Source organism: Pseudomonas sp. ASL7 (genome assembly GCF_056680375.1).
In genome coordinates this window covers 3,337,501-3,355,311 of record NZ_CM155279.1, presented here as the reverse complement: position 1 = coordinate 3,355,311, position 17,811 = coordinate 3,337,501, and the positions used below count along the sequence as shown (strand labels likewise).

Here is a 17,811-nt window from a genome sequence, read left to right as displayed (position 1 = left end):
AACCTAATGAAAAGCGCAGAAATCCGTGAAGCCTTCCTTCGCTTCTTCGAAGAGCAAGGCCACACCCGTGTAGCCTCCAGCTCTTTGATTCCGGGCAACGACCCAACCCTGCTGTTCACTAACGCGGGGATGAACCAGTTCAAGGACTGTTTCCTGGGCCAGGAAAAGCGCGCGTACACCCGCGCTGTCAGCAGCCAGAAATGCGTGCGCGCCGGCGGCAAGCACAACGACCTGGAAAACGTCGGTTATACCGCTCGTCACCACACCTTTTTCGAAATGCTGGGTAACTTCAGCTTCGGTGATTACTTCAAGCGTGACGCGATCACTTACGCCTGGAACTTCCTGACTTCCGATCAGTGGCTGAACCTGCCGAAGGAAAAGCTCTGGGTCACCGTCTACGCCAGCGATGACGAGGCGTACGACATCTGGACCAAGGAAATCGGCGTTCCGGCCGAGCGTATGGTTCGCATCGGCGACAACAAGGGCGCGCCGTACGCATCCGACAATTTCTGGACCATGGGCGATACCGGCCCGTGCGGTCCTTGCACCGAGATTTTCTACGATCACGGTGCCGACATCTGGGGCGGCCCACCGGGTTCGCCGGAAGAAGACGGCGACCGTTATATCGAAATCTGGAACAACGTGTTCATGCAGTTCAACCGCACTGCAGACGGCGTGTTGCACCCGCTGCCTGCTCCGTCGGTCGACACCGGCATGGGCCTGGAGCGGATCAGTGCCGTACTGCAGCACGTTCACTCGAACTACGAAATCGACCTGTTTCAAAGCCTGCTGAGCGCATCGGCCAAGGCCATCGGTTGCACCAACGACAATCAGGCGTCCCTGAAAGTCGTGGCTGACCACATTCGCTCTTGCGGCTTCCTGATTGCCGACGGTGTATTGCCGTCCAACGAAGGTCGCGGCTATGTGCTGCGCCGGATCATTCGTCGTGCTTGCCGTCACGGCAACAAACTGGGGGCCAAGGGCAGCTTCTTCTTCCAGATCGTCGGGGCCCTGGTCGCCGAGATGGGCGAAGCCTTCCCTGAGCTGAAATCCCAGCAGTCACACATCGAACGCGTCTTGAAAGCTGAAGAAGAGCAGTTTGCCAAGACCCTGGAGCAAGGCCTGAAGATCCTCGAGCAGGATCTGGCCGAACTCAAAGGTGACGTGGTGCCGGGCGACGTAGTGTTCAAACTCTACGACACCTACGGTTTCCCGATGGACCTGACCGGCGACATCGCTCGTGAGCGCAGCCTGACCATCGACGAAGCAGGCTTCGAGCGCGAAATGGAAGCCCAGCGCGTCCGTGCCCGTTCCGCCAGCTCCTTCGGCATGGACTACAACAGCCTGGTCAAGGTTGATGTGGCCACTGAATTTACCGGTTACAAAGCGACCAGCGGTGCGGCGAAAGTCGTTGCCCTCTATAAAGACGGGCAATCAGTCGACGTATTGAGTGAAGGCGAAGAGGGCGTGATCGTTCTCAACCAGACGCCGTTCTACGCTGAATCCGGCGGTCAGATTGGTGACTGTGGCTATCTGCAGGCCGGCAACAGCCGTTTCGACGTGCGCGATACCACCAAAACCGGCGGTGCGTTCCTGCATCACGGTGTGTTGGCATCGGGAAGTCTGATCATTGGGGCTCCGGTTGAGGCCCACGTCGAAGCTGACGTGCGTCACGCGACTTCGCTGAACCACTCGGCGACTCACTTGCTGCACGCCGCGCTGCGTCAGGTGCTGGGCGATCACGTTCAGCAGAAAGGCTCGTTGGTCGACAGTCAGCGCCTGCGCTTCGACTTCAGCCACTTCGAGGCCATCAAGCCAGAGCAGTTGAAGGCGCTGGAAGACATCGTCAACGCCGAGATTCGCAAGAACTCCGCCGTTGAAACCGAAGAAACCGACATCGAAACCGCCAAGCAAAAAGGCGCCATGGCGCTGTTTGGCGAGAAGTACGGCGACAATGTGCGCGTGCTGAGCATGGGCGGTGATTTTTCCGTCGAGCTGTGCGGTGGTATCCACGCCAACCGTACCGGCGACATTGGCCTGCTGAAAATCATCAGCGAAGGCGGTGTGGCCTCCGGCGTGCGTCGTATCGAAGCGGTCACGGGGGCTGCGGCATTGGCCTACTTGAACGCTGCTGAAGAACAACTCAAGGAAGCGGCCAACCTGGTCAAGGGCAGCCGCGACAACCTGATCGACAAGCTGTCGGCTGTGCTGGAGCGCAACCGTCTGCTGGAGAAACAACTCGAGCAGTTGCAGGCCAAGGCAGCCAGTGCGGCGGGCGACGATCTGTCAGCTTCTGCTCTGGACGTCAAAGGCGTGAAGGTGCTGGCCGTGCGTCTGGACGGTCAGGACGGCAAGGCGTTGCTGGCATTGGTCGATCAGCTGAAAAACAAACTCGGCCGCGCAGTGATCCTGCTCGGCAGTGTCCATGAGGAAAAGGTCGTACTGGTTGCAGGTGTAACCAAAGACCTGACTGGCCAACTCAAAGCCGGTGATTTGATGAAGCAAGCCGCAGCGGCAGTGGGCGGGAAGGGCGGCGGTCGTCCAGACATGGCGCAGGGCGGTGGTACTGACGCTGGCGCACTGGATGCTGCATTGGCCCTGACTGTTCCATTTGTAGAGCAGGGTTTATAAGGCAGTGTGTCCGGCCCGTAGTCTAGTGGCGGGCCGGAACGCTGTTTGAGTGATTTATTTGGGCGCCCTTCATGGGCAGAGGCGGCTTTGAAATGGCTTTGATCGTACAGAAATTTGGAGGCACCTCGGTCGGCACTGTCGAGAGAATCGAGCAGGTCGCCGACAAGGTTAAGAAATTCCGCGATGCCGGCGATGACCTGGTGGTTGTGCTGTCTGCAATGAGCGGCGAAACCAACCGTCTGATCGATCTGGCCAAGCAAATCAGTGGCGACGGCCAACCGGTTCCGCGTGAGCTGGATGTGATCGTCTCTACCGGTGAGCAGGTGACGATTGCACTGTTGGCCATGGCGCTGATCAAGCGCGGTGTGCCAGCGGTGTCCTACACCGGCAACCAGGTGCGAATCCTGACGGACAGCGCGCACAATAAAGCGCGTATCTTGCAGATTGATGACCAGAAAATTCGCGGTGATCTGAAGGCCGGTCGTGTGGTGGTTGTCGCCGGTTTCCAGGGTGTCGACGAGCACGGCAACATCACCACCCTCGGTCGTGGCGGTTCCGACACCACTGGCGTGGCGCTGGCGGCAGCCTTGAAGGCTGACGAATGCCAGATCTACACCGATGTCGATGGTGTCTACACCACTGACCCGCGCGTGGTGTCCGTGGCCCAGCGCCTGGACAAGATTACCTTTGAAGAGATGCTGGAAATGGCCAGCCTCGGTTCCAAGGTGTTGCAGATCCGTGCGGTCGAGTTCGCCGGCAAGTACAACGTTCCGCTGCGCGTACTGCACAGCTTCAAGGAGGGTCCGGGCACCCTCATTACTATTGATGAAGAGGAAACCATGGAACAGCCGATCATTTCCGGCATCGCTTTCAACCGCGATGAGGCCAAGCTGACCATCCGTGGCGTGCCAGACACCCCGGGCGTTGCGTTCAAGATTCTCGGTCCGATCAGTGCCGCGAACATCGAAGTCGACATGATCGTGCAGAACGTTGCGCACGATAACACCACCGACTTCACCTTTACCGTGCACCGTAATGACTTCCAGGCCGCGCAAACCGTGCTGGAAAACACCGCTCGCGAGATCGGTGCCCGTGAAGTCGTCGGCGACATCAAGATTGCCAAGGTCTCGATCGTCGGCGTTGGCATGCGCTCCCACGCAGGTGTGGCCAGCCGTATGTTCGAGTCGCTGGCCAAGGAAAGCATCAACATCCAGATGATCTCGACTTCGGAAATCAAAGTCTCCGTAGTGATTGAAGAGAAGTACCTGGAACTCGCTGTGCGCGCTCTGCACACAGCTTTCGAACTGGACGCGCCAGCCCGCCAGGGCGAGTGATGCGTTTGCCAAAGGGCGCGGTCTGACCGCGCCCTTTGTTTTTTTGAATGGCGCGACCCAGGAACTGTTCTTTTGCTCGCGCTGGTCAATACTCAGGCATGTAGCGCTGCGATCGCTCCGGTTGTAGGTCGAGTGCCTTTTTTTTGCAGACTGTTGTTCCTGAAATGAAATGCGTGAGGAGAAAGGTATGCTGATTCTGACTCGTCGGTGCGCAGAAAGCCTGATTATTGGTGATGGCGAAATCACCGTGACCGTGCTCGGCGTCAAAGGAAATCAAGTGCGTATCGGTGTTAACGCCCCGAAAGAGGTTGCGGTCCACCGTGAGGAAATTTACCTGCGTATAAAGAAAGAGAAGGACGAAGAACCAAGCCATTAATTTTTATCGTTTTTTATGTTTGCAAACGGGGAAAAGGTTGGTTAAGATACGCCCCGTGTTGCGGAGAGCTGGCCGAGTGGCCGAAGGCGCTCCCCTGCTAAGGGAGTACACCTCAAAAGGGTGTCGGGGGTTCGAATCCCCCGTTCTCCGCCATTATTTGCGTAGTACGTTGTAATCTAGCTTCTTCGGTAAGTGTTTGAAATTACTAGAAAAAGTGCTTTACATAGAGATTAAACGGCCTATAATGCGCGGCAACAAATGCACTCGTAGCTCAGCTGGATAGAGTACTCGGCTACGAACCGAGCGGTCACAGGTTCGAATCCTGTCGAGTGCACCATTTAAGGGTTGTTTGCAGTAATGCGAATGACTTGGCTCCAACCAGTTGTGATCTGGTATAAAAACACAAATGCACTCGTAGCTCAGCTGGATAGAGTACTCGGCTACGAACCGAGCGGTCACAGGTTCGAATCCTGTCGAGTGCACCAAACAACAAAAAGCCCGCGTTTAACGCGGGCTTTTTGCCGTCTGGGATTTGGCTTTTCCTTTCGTGCATCCTCTCTCATCGAATTCGACGTGTGCGCTACGACCTCGCTTGGTGTCGTAGCGATAGCTTGTGGCCGAATTCCGAATGCTGATCTTGTCGGGTTTGCCAAGGGCGCTCTCGACATCCTGTTGGCTCATGCCGGCCACAATCCGTTGATTGATGATGGCCTCGCGACGTTCCCGGGCGCTGATCAGGTTTCCACATTTGTCCTCGCTCTGGCCGACGACCGTCGGATCTCGCCTCCTGATTTTCATACCTGATGTTTCACGGAAGTCGGCTTCCGGCATGAGCGCGGTCGTGTTGCCGGGAGTGAAGGTGCGCACCTCCTGAAGCGAAAGGCTTTCTCCAGTGGTGCAGCTCAGCGTGGTGAAAGTAATGCGCCCGTTGGCCGCTTCGCATCGGTGAATGGTCGCGGCCAGCGCGCAGGGAGGGGGGTAGAGCAGGGCGATCAGCAAAAAGCATCGTGCATTCGATGGCATCAAACGTCCTCCATGACGGTCTGATTCAAGGGTAGCTGCTACATTTTCAGTGACGGTGTGTTTTCTTTTCAGAATGAGTCGTCGCATTTCGATGGATCAGGTCGGTGCTCAGGTTTGTGTCGCAAGCGCTTGTTTCAGACGCGATTTTTTAACATTTAAAACCGTCGGGCGGTGTATCATTGCGCCCGTCAGCCCCGCCGGGGCTTGTGGAATACCTCCATGGACTTACCCAGTAGTTACTCAGTACCTCGTTTTTCCAATCATGAATTGACTGATTGATCCTTCCGGCGTGCCCCGCTGCTGGGAGTGGAGTTCGCCTATGTCTGAAGTTGAAGTAAAGAAAACGCAAGAAAGCCTGCAGGACCGCCTCGCTCAAGTTATTGAGCTGTTGCATCGTCAGCGGGTCGTCGAAGACCTGACTCACCGCCAGGAAGGTCCGCATCACGACCGGGTCGAGAACCTGGTTCACCGGCAAAACCTCGTCGAGCTGCAACGCAAGCTCGATGACCTGCACTCCGCCGACGTCGCCTACATCCTTGAAGCCCTGCCGCTGGACGATCGTCTGACGCTCTGGCATTTGGTCAAGGCTGATCGTGACGGCGACATTCTCCTCGAAGTATCCGACTCGGTTCGTGAAACCCTGATCGCCGACATGGACGATCACGAGCTCCTGGCTGCGGCCAAGGATATGGATGCCGACGAACTTGCTGACCTGGCCTCCGAGCTGCCGCGAGACGTCGTTCACGAGCTGATGGAAACCCTCGATAGTCAGCAACGCGAGCGCGTTCGTTCTGCCTTGTCTTATGACGAGGAGCAGGTCGGTGCGCTGATGGACTTCGAGATGGTGACCATTCGCGAGGATGTCAGTCTCGAAGTGGTGTTGCGCTACCTGCGTCGCCTGAAAGAATTACCGAGCCACACTGACAAACTGTTCGTGGTCGATTACGACGGCGTGCTCAAGGGCGTCTTGCCAATCAAGCGATTGTTGGTCAACGACCCGGAAAAACAGGTTTCCGAAGTCATGGCCAGTGACCCGGTGAGTTTTCATCCGGACGAGGACGCCTACGATGCAGCACAGGCGTTCGAGCGTTATGACTTGATCTCGGCCCCCGTGGTCGACAAGAACGGCAAGTTGATCGGTCGTCTGACCATCGATGAAATGGTCGACCTGATTCGTGAAGAGAGCGAAAACGAAGTTCTCAACATGGCGGGTCTGCGTGAAGAAGAAGATATTTTTGCGTCGGTCTGGAAGTCTCTGCGTAACCGTTGGGCCTGGCTGGCGGTGAACTTGATCACTGCGTTCATTGCATCCCGCGTGATCGGTCTGTTTGAAGGCTCGATCGAGAAGCTGGTGGCGCTCGCAGCATTGATGCCGATCGTGGCGGGTATTGGTGGCAACTCCGGTAACCAGACGATCACCATGATCGTTCGGGCCATGGCGCTGGATCAGGTCAGCACCGGCAATACTTCGCGCCTGATGCGCAAGGAGTTGGCTGTAGCCTTGATCAATGGCCTGGTCTGGGGCGGTGTCATTGGCATCGTTGCTTATCTGCTGTATGGCAGTTGGTCCCTGGGCGTGGTGATGACCGCCGCTATGACGCTCAACCTGTTGCTTGCCGCGTTGATGGGCGTTTTGATCCCTATGACATTGGCGCGGCTTGGGCGCGATCCTGCAATGGGCGCGAGTGTGATGATCACCGCCATGACCGACAGCGGTGGGTTCTTTATCTTCCTTGGGCTGGCGACCATCTTCCTGCTCTGACCGCTTTGCCTTAAACCCGCCAATCGGCGGGTTTTTTATGCCTGAATTTCAGGCATAAAAAAGCCAGCAATCATGCTGGCTTGGGGAGTTTCGGATGAATCAGGAAGCGTCTGCGGCCATTTCTGCGTCATGGGCAATCAGCGAAACAAGAGCATTCTGCTGGCGGTGTGAAAGTTGACGGAAGCGTTGCAGCAGTTCGCGTTCGTGCAACGAAAGCTCTGGGCTGTCCAGGCGCATGCTCAATTCTTCACCCAGCGCGCCTTCCTGAATAAGGCTCTGTTCAAGGCGCGCGATGATTTCGGAGTTCATGCTGCGATGATGATTGCGAGCCACCTCGGCAATGCGTTCACGCATTCCGTCTGGCAGACGTACGACGAACTTGTCAGCCGTACGGCTGGAATAAATTGCCTGTTTCAATGGGCGCATATATTTAACCGGTTAGTTCAGGGGAGCGGTTCTCGGGATTGGCCGCAGGATGTCTGATAGGACAAGCGCTCTGGCCAAATGTTCAACCTGAATTGATAGAGGCTCGCATCATGCCTCAATATAGCCAGATCATTGGCGTCAATTCTGTGACAAATATTGAACTGGATAAAGGCGTTATGCCAGCACCAATTATCAGAAATGCGGGCTGGTTTTAAAAGCGTGCCCTGGTCCGCATCGCTGACCGCGTCCTCTTGCCCTGCAGGGGATGTCTGAAGACGCCTGAAGGTGCATGCTATGCGGATTCGATCATTGTTCCTTATTGTACAGGATAGTGGCAAATGGCCGATTTACTAGCGTAAACGTGCAGTAGGAGGCGAATTCAGGATGGATGGCAGGCTGATTTTTTTGATGGGGCCTTCCGGATCCGGCAAGGACAGCCTCATTGACGCTGCTAGAGAGCCATTGCGGGCACTCAATTGCGAAGTGGTGCGCCGAGTCATCACTCGATCAGCCGAATCATTAGGTGAAGATGCCATCGGAGTTTCCCGAGAGGAGTTTGAGCTTCGCAGACTTAAGGGGGACTTCGCGCTGTCCTGGAGCGCCAATGGTCTTGATTATGGTATTCCGATCGAAATGGATTTATGGCTCAAGGGTGGCGGGCATGTTTTGGTCAACGGCTCCCGCGGCCATTTTGCGCAGGCGCTGCGCCGCTACCCCACGCTGATGCCGGTACTTCTAACAGTGGAAGATGACGTCCTGCGAGAGCGTCTGCTACGACGTGGTCGTGAGAATCAAGCGGAGATTGAATCGAGACTTCTACGCAACGATTTGTTCACTTCAGACAGTTCCATCGGCGATACCAAGGTTTATCGGCTCGATAACTCGGGCGACCTCGATAACACGGTGGCTAGCCTGTTGCACTTGGTGAGGGTTAACGCACTATTGGATCGAACTTGATTTTGCGCCCGACGATTAGCGCGAGCTGATGGCTTTTTGGGGTGATGCAATGGGCACGAGGAGCAGAGGGATGCCGCGCTGCGCTTCTGCCTACACTTAATAAGCGCAACGGACGACATGACAAACGCAGGGCAGGCCGTTAACATGCACGCCGTCTGTTTGTACCGCGTTCCTCGCGGGCAGCTTGTGTCTCAGTAGCTCAATTGGATAGAGCATCCCCCTCCTAAGGGGAAGGTTGGCAGTTCGAACCTGCCCTGGGACACCATATATTTTGCGCCTCTGCAGCCATACTCCTGACCGTTCGGTTTTTCTGTGACAGCAAGGTGGCAGCAGCAGGAAAAAGTAAGCCTCGCCGGGCAATGCCAAGGCGGGGCTTTTTTATGCCAAACGCTTGTGCGTTGCATCAGCTGATCGGTTTGGCTGATGCAACCGCCAAGCCACCGCTACACCAGGACAATACGTTTCAGCTTGGCGTTCAGTGCGGCGAACGCCGCTTCGGTACTGGCCTTGTGGTTGGTGATGAGCACGTCGATGCGGTCTGGCGGGCAGTAGGCGACGCGGCTCTCCACGCCAATCTTGCTGTAATCGGCGAGGATGACCACGCGTTCGGCATTGTCGGCCATGGCGCGCGCCACTTCGGCTTCGCGGTGGTCGTAGTTGCTGGCGCCGCGCTGGGCGTCGATACCGACCGGCGACAACAGTGCGAGGTCGGCCCGATAACGGCCAATTTCCGCCACCGTGGTGCTGCCGACCGTCGCCGGCGCACGGTCGTCGAGTGAACCGCCCAGCACGAGTACCTCGTTGTGCTGGGCGCCCGACGCCGTAGGGTTGCGCAGTTGCAGTGCCACGTTGAACGAGTTGGTGATCACGGTCAGCCCTCCCAGCTTGGCCAACTCTTCGGCAAGGATGACGGTGGTGGTGCCCGCGTCAATGAACACCGTCTGCCCATGCGACAGCAGGCTGACCGCGGCGCGCGCGAGGTCGCGCTTGAACTTGACGTTGCTTTGCGCCCGCTCGGCGATTGGCGCTTCGTCCTCAACGCGGATGGCGCCACCGTGTATCCGCTTCAACTCTCCCTGTTCTTCCAGAGCGACCAGGTCGCGCCGCACAGTCTCGCGTGAAACATTCAGCTCCGTGACGATGCGGTCGGTGGTGACGCGCTGCAAGGTCGATAGCAGTGCGCGGATCCGCTGATAACGCTCTTCTTGCCACATACCGGGTGTCCCTGCTGTTTGAATCGCTGTCCGAGCACGCATTGTGGAGGGGCGTCGGTCGCTGTCAAGTTTGGCGCGGCCCCATGATCATTGGGTTGGCGCAGCCTGCGCGTCATATTTGTGTAATGTTGAGGCATTATTGTAATTTTGTGTATTTGAAGCTAGCCTCGTGGCCGGACGGGTTCTTACCCTCGTCCGTATTTCGAAACACGCTTTCGCCATCGCCTCGGTTGTAACCTCTCGTCTAGAAGTAGGAGCTATGCCATGCAGCGTCGCCAGTTTCTGAACACCCTCGCTACCGTTTCCGTCGTCAGTCCGCTGTTGTTGTCATCCCGCATAACGCAAGCCGCCACGCCCCCAGCCACGCCTGGCGATCTGGACCCGGCGCGCTGGTCGCCGCTCAACATGAATCGCCTGCAGGCAGTGATCGACCAGCACGGTGTCAAGAGCGCGTCCTACCGCCCAGAGCAGCGCCCGTACGCGGTGTTTGACTGGGACAACACCTGCATCATGAACGACTGTGAAGAAGCGCTGCTGGTCTACCAGATCAATCATCTGCAGTACAAGCTGACGCCCGATGAGTTCGCCGCCGTGTTGCGCCAGGACGTACCGAACGGCGCGTTCATGAAGGACTACACCACGGTGGACGGCCAGCCGGTCAAGATGGAAGACATCGCCAGTGATGTGGAAGCGGATTACCGCTGGTTGCACGCCAACTACAAGGGACTCGCCGGCGACAAGAGCCTGGAAGACATCCAGACCAGCGAGCAATACAAGGATTTTCTCGCCAAGCTCTACTTCATGTACGACGCAATCTGCGACAGTTACCCGGTGGAGATCGGCTACAAGTGGATTCTGTACTTCTACAAGAACATGACCACGGCTGAATTGCAGGCGATGGCGCAGGCGTCCAACAACTACGCTATCGGCGACGCGCTGCGCAAGGTCAAGTACGAGAGTTCACGCACATTGCCGGGCAAGGCTGGGGTGGTGGCGGATACGCACTTTCATGGCATCCGCATCCACGAGGAAATCCGCGGCCTGATGCACACGCTGCGCGCCAATGGCATCGACGTTTATGTCAGCACCGCCTCGATCGACGATGTGGTACGCGTGTTCGCGGGCAATCCCCATTACGGATACGGCGTGCCGCCCGAGAACGTGATCGGCTTGCGCATGGCGATGGAAGACGGCAAGTACACCAGTCGCTATCAGCCAGACTGGCACTTCAATTACGGTCCGGGCAAGACCGTCGGCATCAAGAACATACTGGTTAAACAGAAGGGCTATGGCCCGGTGTTGGTGGCTGGCGACAGCGATGGCGATGCCTGGATGCTGCGCGACTTCAACGATACGGCGGTGGGGCTGATCGTCAACCGCATGAAGAAGGGCGAGATCGGCGCCGACAGTCAACAGGCCGCTACCCAACTGGGCAGCCCGAACGCCCGCTTCGTCCTGCAGGGGCGCGACGAGCACACTGGCCTGATGATTCCAGACGAGAAATCGCTCAAGTACGGTAAAGACGAGCTTAAGCTGCTGGCGTGATGGCGCTGGTTCGCGGGTGGCCGGTGGCCATCCGCGAGCCGCAGTGCAACTCGCCGATTGTGTTGAAGACGTCGGCGCTGAGCAATCCTTCCTGATAGTGGTGAGGTTGGGAGCACAGTGCCACGGCACTCATCACTCAGAAGCGAGCGCGACGTCACCCCTCACCTGTTGGGTGGCAACGACGGTCTGGCGGCGAACCTTGAACCATGCGGCGTACAACGCCGGGACGAAGAAAATCGTCAGCAGCGTCGCCACGGTAAGGCCGCCCATGATCGCAATTGCCATCGGTCCCCAGAACACACTGCGCGTACTGGACAGGTCCCGGCCCTGCCATTCATTTTGCAGAAGTGCAGCATAGACAGTTGGCACGCCAGAAAAGAGGCTGATACCGAAGTGCTCGACCACCTCCCAGAATCGTGGGATCACCCCCTCGCCACGATACCCCTGATGCGTCCCGAGGATCACATGGTCGCCTTGAGTCCAAGGCATCAGTCCAGTCACCAGTTGTGCATTGACATGAAATAGCGGCAGACCACAAAAGATAACCTGGCCACCACTGCGTGACTGCAAGTGAGCGGCCCCGGCCCATGCATTGAATACTTCCGAGCCATGGGAACGTGCGGCAATCTTGGGGAGCCCGGTGGTGCCGCCAGTACAGATGTAGGAGGAGCACTCATCCTGGTGGATTTGCCGACCGCTCTTCAGGTGTGTGTGCGCCTGAGCATTCATCAGCGTTTGCCAATCGTGGATCGCGATACCCCTGTGTAAGTCTCGCTCTTTCAGGGCCGCGGCTTTCAGGAGCTCACGCACCGGTTCGGCGACATAGGACTCCATGCTGACCCAAACGACAGACTTGACCATGGGTAACCGATCCAACTGCGAAACCAGTTTGGGCCACAGATCGCTGCCCGCAGTCGGCGCCAGCGTGACCACCACGGATGCCTTCGCGGCATTCAGCAAGCCGGCCATCTGCTTGGACTCAAGCATAGGATTGATCGCCATGGCGATGCCCGCCGCCTCAGTGCAGGCAACCTATCGGTACTAATCGACACGACTTGCATTTTAATGGGGCCCATGGCTGGTCACTGGGAATGCACACAGGTGCTCTGATCCAAGCCAATTGCGCACCAAGTGCCGAGAACGTTCATGCGCTCCGGCACTCAGCAGCGGTAAAGGGGAGAGGGGTGCGAGCTACGTAGCGCTCAGGTTGCCAACCCGATGTCTATTCCACCTCATGCTTGAGGAAACCAGGAGGTAATTCGCCAATACCTTGCAGGTGCGCTTCGAGAAATTCGCGCAACACGCGGACCTTTGTCGAAAAGCGTCGATTGGGCAGGTAGGCCATGTAAATTTTTCTTCCGGTCAGCGAGTTAACCAAACGATATTCCGGCAGAACAATCTGCAATTGGCCGTTCAAGAGCAGGTCGCGAATCAACCAGATTTCGAACTCCGCTATTCCCAGGCCACCACAGACCGCTTCGAGCAACAGCTCCGAGTTGTCCGACTGAAGATTGCCTTTCGGGAAAATCGAGTGCTTTACCTCTTCCCGTACAAAATACCAATGCGGGTCGCTGTCCTGGTGGAGGTACACCAGGCAGTTATGTGCGCTCAGGTCGGCAGGCGATTGGGGATGGCCATGCTGTGCGAGGTATTCAGGCGTTGCGCATAGCAGCGAATCATTCCGGGAGATCGGATAGGCGATCAAGTTCTCCAAATGGTTCTCGCCTTCATGAATATCGAGATCAAAGCCCCCGACGATCATATCGTTGTGATTGTCTGTCAGCCGCAGATCCATCTGGATACCGGGGTACATCTTTAGAAAGGGGGCCATGAGCGGTGCGAGAAAACGCCTGCCGAAAGCCACAGGTGAAGTGAGTTTCAGAGGCCCACTGGGTGCAAGGTTGAGGTCACTGACCACACGCAGGGTGTCGTCCAGGTCGGCAATCATCGACAGTGCGCGCGCGTGATAGATCTGCCCCGCCTCAGTGAGCGCGACGATATGAGTGGTTCGATGGAGCAGGGTAGTGCCCAGCGATTTTTCCAGCGCCGAAATGGTGCGTGTCAACGTGGAAGGAGAGACGTGCATCTCTCGGGCCGCTGCGGAAAAGCTGCCCAATTCGACGACTTTTACCAACGACCTCATCGCGCCAAAGTGATCGATGCGTGCATTTTCGAACATCATTTCAGACGAGTTACCTTTGCGCGGGATGCAAAACCGAATTCCTTTACTCGATGTTCCATCAGTTTTTACCGGAATATAAACTCATTTTTCATCGCCGTGCGCACATCCTTGTTTCCCGTCCACGAATCGTCCCGTGACTAATTGGAGTTTGAAGATCCCCATGAATTTTCCTGCCCATGTTCCAATCGCCATTGCTACCCGAAACGAACATGTGGAACGCATTCATTGGGGCTCAGTGGCTGTGGTTGATAGCGACGGGGCGTTAGTAGCCTATGCTGGCGATCCGGCATCCATGACGTTTTCCCGATCTACGCTCAAGCCCTTTCAGGCCGTTCCTTTCGTTCGTGATGGTGGCATAGAGCACTTTGGTTTCTCCGAGGACCAGGTCGCCTTGATGTGCGCAAGCCATTCCGGGGAAGACACGCATGTCGATGCCGTGAGCAAGATGCTGGCGAAAATCGGGCACGAAGTATCTGACCTGCAGTGTGGCTGTCATATGCCGGATTTCTACAGTGGCGACAATCTCCCACCCCAGGGTTTCCACTTCGATCAACGTCACCACAACTGTTCCGGAAAGCACACCGGATTTCTTGCTTACTGCCGCCTCCACGGATTACCGAGCAGTTCTTACCTGGCGCCGGAGCATCCCTTGCAACGGGATATCCACCGGGTCGTCGCAGAGCTGACCCGAGTTCCTGAAAGTCAGCTTTGGACGGGAACTGACGGCTGCAACGCGCCAAATCTTGGAATGCCACTCTCGCGTCTTGCGCTTTTGTGGGCGCGTCTGGCCAGTGGCGAAGCTGGGAGCGACACAAGTCTCAGTCCGGTTTTGCAGCGCCTATTCGATGCCATGCGTCATAACCCTCAAATGGTTTCCGGTACCGGTCGCTCCGATCTTGCCATCACCCTTGCATCCAAAGGAGACTGGGTTGCAAAAACGGGCGCCGATGGCGTGCAGACGGTGGGTATCCGCAGTCGCGGATTGGGCGTGGCGGTGAAGGTCAGTGATGGTGACTTCCCCAGCGTGTTTGCCATCACCATTTCCGTACTCAAGCAGTTAGGCGTACTGGAGGATGAAGGCGAGAGTGCGCTATTGGCCCCTTGGGCTGATCCTGCATTGAACAATTGTAATGGCGCGCCAGTGGGCCAGTTGAAAGCCATCGTTCAATTGAAGTTCGTCTAGTAAGCGGTGCCGGCAGGCACGAGTCAGACCTCCAACGCAGAGCAGAAGCCATGCTATCGACTCGCTCCCAAGATCAGAAAACCCCGGCCATCTCGCTACGTGCCGTGAACAAATTTTTCGCCAGTCAGCAAGTCCTGTTTGAGGTAGACCTGGAAGTGCAGCCGGGTGAAGTGGTGGTGGTTATCGGTCCCTCCGGCTCGGGCAAATCAACCTTGTGCCGATGCATCAACCGTCTGGAAGCGATCGACAGTGGCGAGATCTTTCTGCATGGTGAACGCCTTCCTGAAGAAGGCGGTGCGTTGGCGAAGATGCGTGCCAAAGTGGGTATGGTTTTCCAGAATTTCAATCTGTTTGCCCATCGGACAGCCCTGCAGAATGTCGCCATGGGCCCACGCAAAGTGCTCGGCATGAATCGTCGTGATGCCGAAGCATGGGCCATGCAGCTTCTCGACCAGGTCGGTCTGGCGCACAAGGAAAAATCGTTTCCCGCCGAATTGTCGGGTGGACAGCAACAGCGCGTAGCGCTCGCTCGTTCGCTGGCGATGAAGCCCAGTGTGATGCTGTTCGATGAGCCAACCTCGGCACTTGATCCCGAAATGGTCAATGAGGTTTTGAAGGTGATGGTTGAGCTGGCTCGCACCGGCATGACGATGGTGGTGGTGACTCATGAAATGGGCTTTGCACGTTCCGCCGCCGACAGGATCGTTTTCATGGACGCCGGTCGTATCGTCGAAAGTGCTCCTCCAGAAATCTTCTTCAGCGCTCCCCGCTCAGAGCGAGCTCGCGATTTTCTTTCCAAAGTGCTCGCACACTGAATCAATTAGTTGAAACCACAATAAAAAGAGAGATAAACCATGCGTCCTAATCGATTTGTTGCCCTAAGCGTCTCCCTTCTGACTTCCTGCATGTTCGCCACCCTTGCATCCGCCGATACCCCAGAGAAATTTGCGGCAGATTCGACGATGGCCAAAATTCACGAGCGAGGCAAATTGGTCGTTGGAACCTCTCTGAATACGCTGATGTTCTCCTCGCGTAATCCCATGACCGGGGAGGTCGAAGGCTTCGAGGCCGATCTGGCAAGGATGCTGGCCAAACAGCTTACGGGTTCGGAAGAAAACATTGAGTGGGTCAGCACGACGCCGGAAAACCGCATCCCGCTGGTCCAGAACAAGCGGGTTGACCTGGTCATCTCGACAATGACGGTGAACGAGGAACGCAAGCAGGTCATAGGGTTTGCCGGCCCGTATTACCTCGCGGGGCAAGATACCCTGGTCAGGGCGGACGATCATTCGATCAAGAAGACCGCAGACCTCGACAGCAAGACAGTCTGCGTACTGAGCGGGACCACCGTTGAGCGTAACCTCAAGCCGTTGGCTCCGAATGCCAAAATAGTGACCTTCAGCGATGCCTCCGCGTGCGTCGAAGGGCTGATCGACAAGCGTTTCGATGCCTATGTCGACGACGGCGCCACGCTTGTCGGCGAGTCGCTTCGCCAAACCGGCAAGATGCGCGTCGTCGGTACGCCCTTCACCGAGGAGCCTTACGGGATTGCCGTCGTTAAGGAAGATAAGGTTTGGCGTGACTGGATCAACACGCAGCTGAGCAAGTCGATCAGTAATGGCCAATGGCAAAAAATGTACGACAAAGATCTGGAAGCCGGTTTGGGCGCCCCCCAAGTGCCGGTCATCCAGTAAGAAGGAAATCCAGTGGGGGTGACCTTGATGTCTTATATCGAACGCTTTCTTGGGGGCATCGCGATAAGCGTCGAGCTGACCCTGCTGTCCTTTGCTATAGCCGTAGCCCTCGGGCTGCTTTTAGCCGTCATGAGGGTAAGCCCATGGCCGACGTTCCGCTGGTTCGCCAGCGGTTACGTCGAGCTCATGCGGATGATGCCGCTTCTGGCGCTATTGCTGCTGTTCACCTTCGGGTTACCCAAGCTCGGCTTCATCTATTCGCTGTTCACTTCCACGGTTCTGGTGCTGGGCCTCTATAGCGCTGCCTGGATTTGTGAGGTGGTGCGGGCGGGAATCAACACCGTGTCGATCGGGCAGATCGAGGCCGCGCGAAGCATCGGGATGCGCTTTGATCAGATACTCGGCGAAGTGGTTTTACCGCAAGCTGTGCAGTCGGTCATCGCGCCGCTGGGTAATCTGTTCATCATTCAAATCAAGGCATCGGCCATCGGTGCTGCGATCGGTGTCGCGGATATCACCTACACCGCGCAGAGGATCAACTTCGACACCGCCCTGGCCGTCCCGACGTTCCTCGGCGCCATGGCCGCCTATTTGCTGCTGACCCTTCCAGCCGGTCTGTTCTTTCGCTACCTGGAGCAAAAAATGGCGGTAGTACGATGAGCTTCAATAACGTGCTTTACGAACCACCAGGGCCGATTGCTAGAAGACGTAACCGTATTATCTCGGCGTTTGGCGCGGTACTCCTGCTCGGCGTCCTGATTGAGATGGGTCTAAGGTTGGACGAGAGCGGTCAGTTCGACGCCAAGCGTTGGGAGATCTTCCTGCATCCTGGAACACTTCGCTTTCTGTTTGATGGGCTGGTGGCGACCTTGCTGGCGGCAGTGGTCAGCATGATATTGGCCTTTAGCCTTGCACTGCCTCTGGCGGTTGCGCGGTTATCCTCCAAACTCTGGTTGCGTACTCTGGCAGCCAGCTATATCGGCTGCTTTCGTGCGGTCCCGTTGCTGTTGTTGATCCTTTTTACCGTCATCCTGCTGCCTTCCATGGGGTTGAATTGGTCGGCCCTGGGGTATCTGGTTTTCGGCATGGTGCTGCACCATAGTGCAATGACGGCGGAAATCGTCCGCACCGGGATCCTCTCTTTGGGGCGTGGGCAGAGAGAAGCGGCGCTGTCCATTGGTATGCGCGAACATCAGGCGATGGTGTGGATCGTGTTGCCTCAGGCGTTGAAACTCATGTTGCCCGCCTTGATCAGTGCGGTCCTGGCGATTGTTCAGGACACGTCTCTGGGCTACATCATTCCTTACGAGGAGTTGTTGCGCCGGTCACAACAGATATCCAGCTTCGCTCCGCAAACCCTGCTTCAATCGGCGTTTATCGTGACGGTCATGTATGGCTTTGTCAGTGCGCTGCTGTTGGCTCTGAGACGTTGGATCGAACGACGGCAGGCGTATACCTCCCGAGCAACAACAGGAAAGGGCGCT

General features: G+C 56.8%; 15 protein-coding genes, 4 tRNA genes and 1 pseudogene (1 of these 20 only partly in view). 15 read left to right on the top strand and 5 right to left on the bottom strand.

Going from position 1 to position 17,811, the window contains the following annotated elements:
* The first annotated feature begins 6 nt into the window (after positions 1-6).
* The 6 genes from alaS to AC1MDT_RS15435 all read left to right on the top strand — a co-directional run bounded on the left by alaS (position 7) and on the right by AC1MDT_RS15435 (position 4,826).
* The gene (alaS, locus tag AC1MDT_RS15460; protein WP_480417977.1) at positions 7-2,631 is read left to right on the top strand and encodes an alanine--tRNA ligase; all 2,625 of its coding nucleotides are present in this window, start codon (positions 7-9) and stop codon (positions 2,629-2,631) included.
* A 92-nt stretch (positions 2,632-2,723) separates the two neighbouring features.
* Entirely contained in the window at positions 2,724-3,965 is a 1,242-nt protein-coding gene (locus tag AC1MDT_RS15455) for an aspartate kinase (protein WP_031319071.1), read from the top strand.
* Between the two features lie 187 nt (positions 3,966-4,152).
* Complete coding sequence (csrA, locus tag AC1MDT_RS15450; protein WP_002554426.1) at positions 4,153-4,341, top strand: carbon storage regulator CsrA; 189 nt, start codon at positions 4,153-4,155, stop codon at positions 4,339-4,341.
* A 62-nt stretch (positions 4,342-4,403) separates the two neighbouring features.
* A tRNA-Ser gene (locus tag AC1MDT_RS15445) sits at positions 4,404-4,494 on the top strand.
* 107 nt (positions 4,495-4,601) lie between these two features.
* Positions 4,602-4,678: transfer RNA gene (locus AC1MDT_RS15440), tRNA-Arg, on the top strand.
* Positions 4,679-4,749: 71 nt separating this feature from the next.
* A tRNA-Arg gene (locus AC1MDT_RS15435) sits at positions 4,750-4,826 on the top strand.
* A gap of 19 nt (positions 4,827-4,845) precedes the next feature.
* Here the strand turns inward: AC1MDT_RS15435 and AC1MDT_RS15430 are convergent.
* The gene (locus AC1MDT_RS15430) at positions 4,846-5,364 is read right to left on the bottom strand and encodes a cell envelope protein SmpA (protein WP_480417976.1); all 519 of its coding nucleotides are present in this window, start codon (positions 5,362-5,364) and stop codon (positions 4,846-4,848) included.
* 319 nt (positions 5,365-5,683) lie between these two features.
* Here AC1MDT_RS15430 and mgtE point away from each other — a divergent pair, with 319 nt between their 5' ends.
* Positions 5,684-7,126, top strand: coding sequence for a magnesium transporter (gene mgtE, locus AC1MDT_RS15425; protein WP_480417975.1), 1,443 nt, complete (start codon positions 5,684-5,686; stop codon positions 7,124-7,126).
* A 99-nt stretch (positions 7,127-7,225) separates the two neighbouring features.
* Here mgtE and AC1MDT_RS15420 read toward each other — a convergent pair whose 3' ends face one another.
* Positions 7,226-7,552, bottom strand: coding sequence for an Arc family DNA-binding protein (locus tag AC1MDT_RS15420; RefSeq protein ID WP_003178899.1), 327 nt, complete (start codon positions 7,550-7,552; stop codon positions 7,226-7,228).
* Positions 7,553-7,936: 384 nt separating this feature from the next.
* On the opposite strand from AC1MDT_RS15420, the gene phnN reads away from it, so the two are divergent.
* The gene (phnN, locus tag AC1MDT_RS15415; protein WP_480417974.1) at positions 7,937-8,509 is read left to right on the top strand and encodes a phosphonate metabolism protein/1,5-bisphosphokinase (PRPP-forming) PhnN; all 573 of its coding nucleotides are present in this window, start codon (positions 7,937-7,939) and stop codon (positions 8,507-8,509) included.
* A gap of 188 nt (positions 8,510-8,697) precedes the next feature.
* Positions 8,698-8,774: transfer RNA gene (locus AC1MDT_RS15410), tRNA-Arg, on the top strand.
* A 178-nt stretch (positions 8,775-8,952) separates the two neighbouring features.
* Here the strand turns inward: AC1MDT_RS15410 and AC1MDT_RS15405 are convergent.
* Positions 8,953-9,723: a DeoR/GlpR family DNA-binding transcription regulator gene (locus AC1MDT_RS15405; protein WP_480417973.1), complete on the bottom strand. Its 771-nt coding sequence runs from the start codon at positions 9,721-9,723 to the stop codon at positions 8,953-8,955.
* 264 nt (positions 9,724-9,987) lie between these two features.
* Between AC1MDT_RS15405 and AC1MDT_RS15400 the strand changes: the two genes are divergently transcribed.
* The gene (locus AC1MDT_RS15400) at positions 9,988-11,268 is read left to right on the top strand and encodes a haloacid dehalogenase-like hydrolase (protein ID WP_480417972.1); all 1,281 of its coding nucleotides are present in this window, start codon (positions 9,988-9,990) and stop codon (positions 11,266-11,268) included.
* A gap of 132 nt (positions 11,269-11,400) precedes the next feature.
* Here AC1MDT_RS15400 and AC1MDT_RS15395 read toward each other — a convergent pair.
* Positions 11,401-12,288: pseudogene (locus tag AC1MDT_RS15395) on the bottom strand (AMP-binding protein); the annotation flags it as partial.
* Positions 12,289-12,490: 202 nt separating this feature from the next.
* On the bottom strand, positions 12,491-13,450 hold the full coding sequence (locus tag AC1MDT_RS15390) for a LysR family transcriptional regulator (RefSeq protein ID WP_480417971.1): 960 nt from the start codon (positions 13,448-13,450) through the stop codon (positions 12,491-12,493).
* A gap of 160 nt (positions 13,451-13,610) precedes the next feature.
* On the opposite strand from AC1MDT_RS15390, the gene AC1MDT_RS15385 reads away from it, so the two are divergent.
* From AC1MDT_RS15385 to AC1MDT_RS15365, 5 genes are all read left to right on the top strand, one after another.
* Complete coding sequence (locus AC1MDT_RS15385; protein ID WP_480417969.1) at positions 13,611-14,633, top strand: asparaginase; 1,023 nt, start codon at positions 13,611-13,613, stop codon at positions 14,631-14,633.
* A gap of 50 nt (positions 14,634-14,683) precedes the next feature.
* Positions 14,684-15,448, top strand: coding sequence for an amino acid ABC transporter ATP-binding protein (locus tag AC1MDT_RS15380; protein ID WP_480417967.1), 765 nt, complete (start codon positions 14,684-14,686; stop codon positions 15,446-15,448).
* Between the two features lie 90 nt (positions 15,449-15,538).
* On the top strand, positions 15,539-16,327 hold the full coding sequence (locus AC1MDT_RS15375) for a glutamate ABC transporter substrate-binding protein (protein ID WP_480417965.1): 789 nt from the start codon (positions 15,539-15,541) through the stop codon (positions 16,325-16,327).
* Between the two features lie 27 nt (positions 16,328-16,354).
* On the top strand, positions 16,355-16,987 hold the full coding sequence (locus AC1MDT_RS15370; protein WP_480417964.1) for an amino acid ABC transporter permease: 633 nt from the start codon (positions 16,355-16,357) through the stop codon (positions 16,985-16,987).
* Positions 16,984-17,811, top strand: partial view of an amino acid ABC transporter permease gene (locus AC1MDT_RS15365; RefSeq protein WP_480417963.1) — the 5' portion only. The gene runs 102 nt beyond the window's last position; the window shows 828 of its 930 coding nt (coding positions 1-828); it begins with the start codon at positions 16,984-16,986; the stop codon falls past the right edge of the window. Before AC1MDT_RS15370 ends, AC1MDT_RS15365 begins: the two co-directional genes overlap by 4 nt.

Bases quoted from the DNA above. Each gene is read 5' to 3' on its own strand.
- alaS (WP_480417977.1), top strand. From the start codon at position 7: ATGAAAAGCGCAGAAATCCGTGAAGCCTTCCTTCGCTTCTTCGAAGAG.
- AC1MDT_RS15455 (WP_031319071.1), top strand. From the start codon at position 2,724: ATGGCTTTGATCGTACAGAAATTTGGAGGCACCTCGGTCGGCACTGTC.
- csrA (WP_002554426.1), top strand. From the start codon at position 4,153: ATGCTGATTCTGACTCGTCGGTGCGCAGAAAGCCTGATTATTGGTGAT.
- AC1MDT_RS15430 (WP_480417976.1), bottom strand. From the start codon at position 5,364: ATGCCATCGAATGCACGATGCTTTTTGCTGATCGCCCTGCTCTACCCC.
- mgtE (WP_480417975.1), top strand. From the start codon at position 5,684: ATGTCTGAAGTTGAAGTAAAGAAAACGCAAGAAAGCCTGCAGGACCGC.
- AC1MDT_RS15420 (WP_003178899.1), bottom strand. From the start codon at position 7,552: ATGCGCCCATTGAAACAGGCAATTTATTCCAGCCGTACGGCTGACAAG.
- phnN (WP_480417974.1), top strand. From the start codon at position 7,937: ATGGATGGCAGGCTGATTTTTTTGATGGGGCCTTCCGGATCCGGCAAG.
- AC1MDT_RS15405 (WP_480417973.1), bottom strand. From the start codon at position 9,723: ATGTGGCAAGAAGAGCGTTATCAGCGGATCCGCGCACTGCTATCGACC.
- AC1MDT_RS15400 (WP_480417972.1), top strand. From the start codon at position 9,988: ATGCAGCGTCGCCAGTTTCTGAACACCCTCGCTACCGTTTCCGTCGTC.
- AC1MDT_RS15390 (WP_480417971.1), bottom strand. From the start codon at position 13,450: ATGATGTTCGAAAATGCACGCATCGATCACTTTGGCGCGATGAGGTCG.
- AC1MDT_RS15385 (WP_480417969.1), top strand. From the start codon at position 13,611: ATGAATTTTCCTGCCCATGTTCCAATCGCCATTGCTACCCGAAACGAA.
- AC1MDT_RS15380 (WP_480417967.1), top strand. From the start codon at position 14,684: ATGCTATCGACTCGCTCCCAAGATCAGAAAACCCCGGCCATCTCGCTA.
- AC1MDT_RS15375 (WP_480417965.1), top strand. From the start codon at position 15,539: ATGTTCGCCACCCTTGCATCCGCCGATACCCCAGAGAAATTTGCGGCA.
- AC1MDT_RS15370 (WP_480417964.1), top strand. From the start codon at position 16,355: ATGTCTTATATCGAACGCTTTCTTGGGGGCATCGCGATAAGCGTCGAG.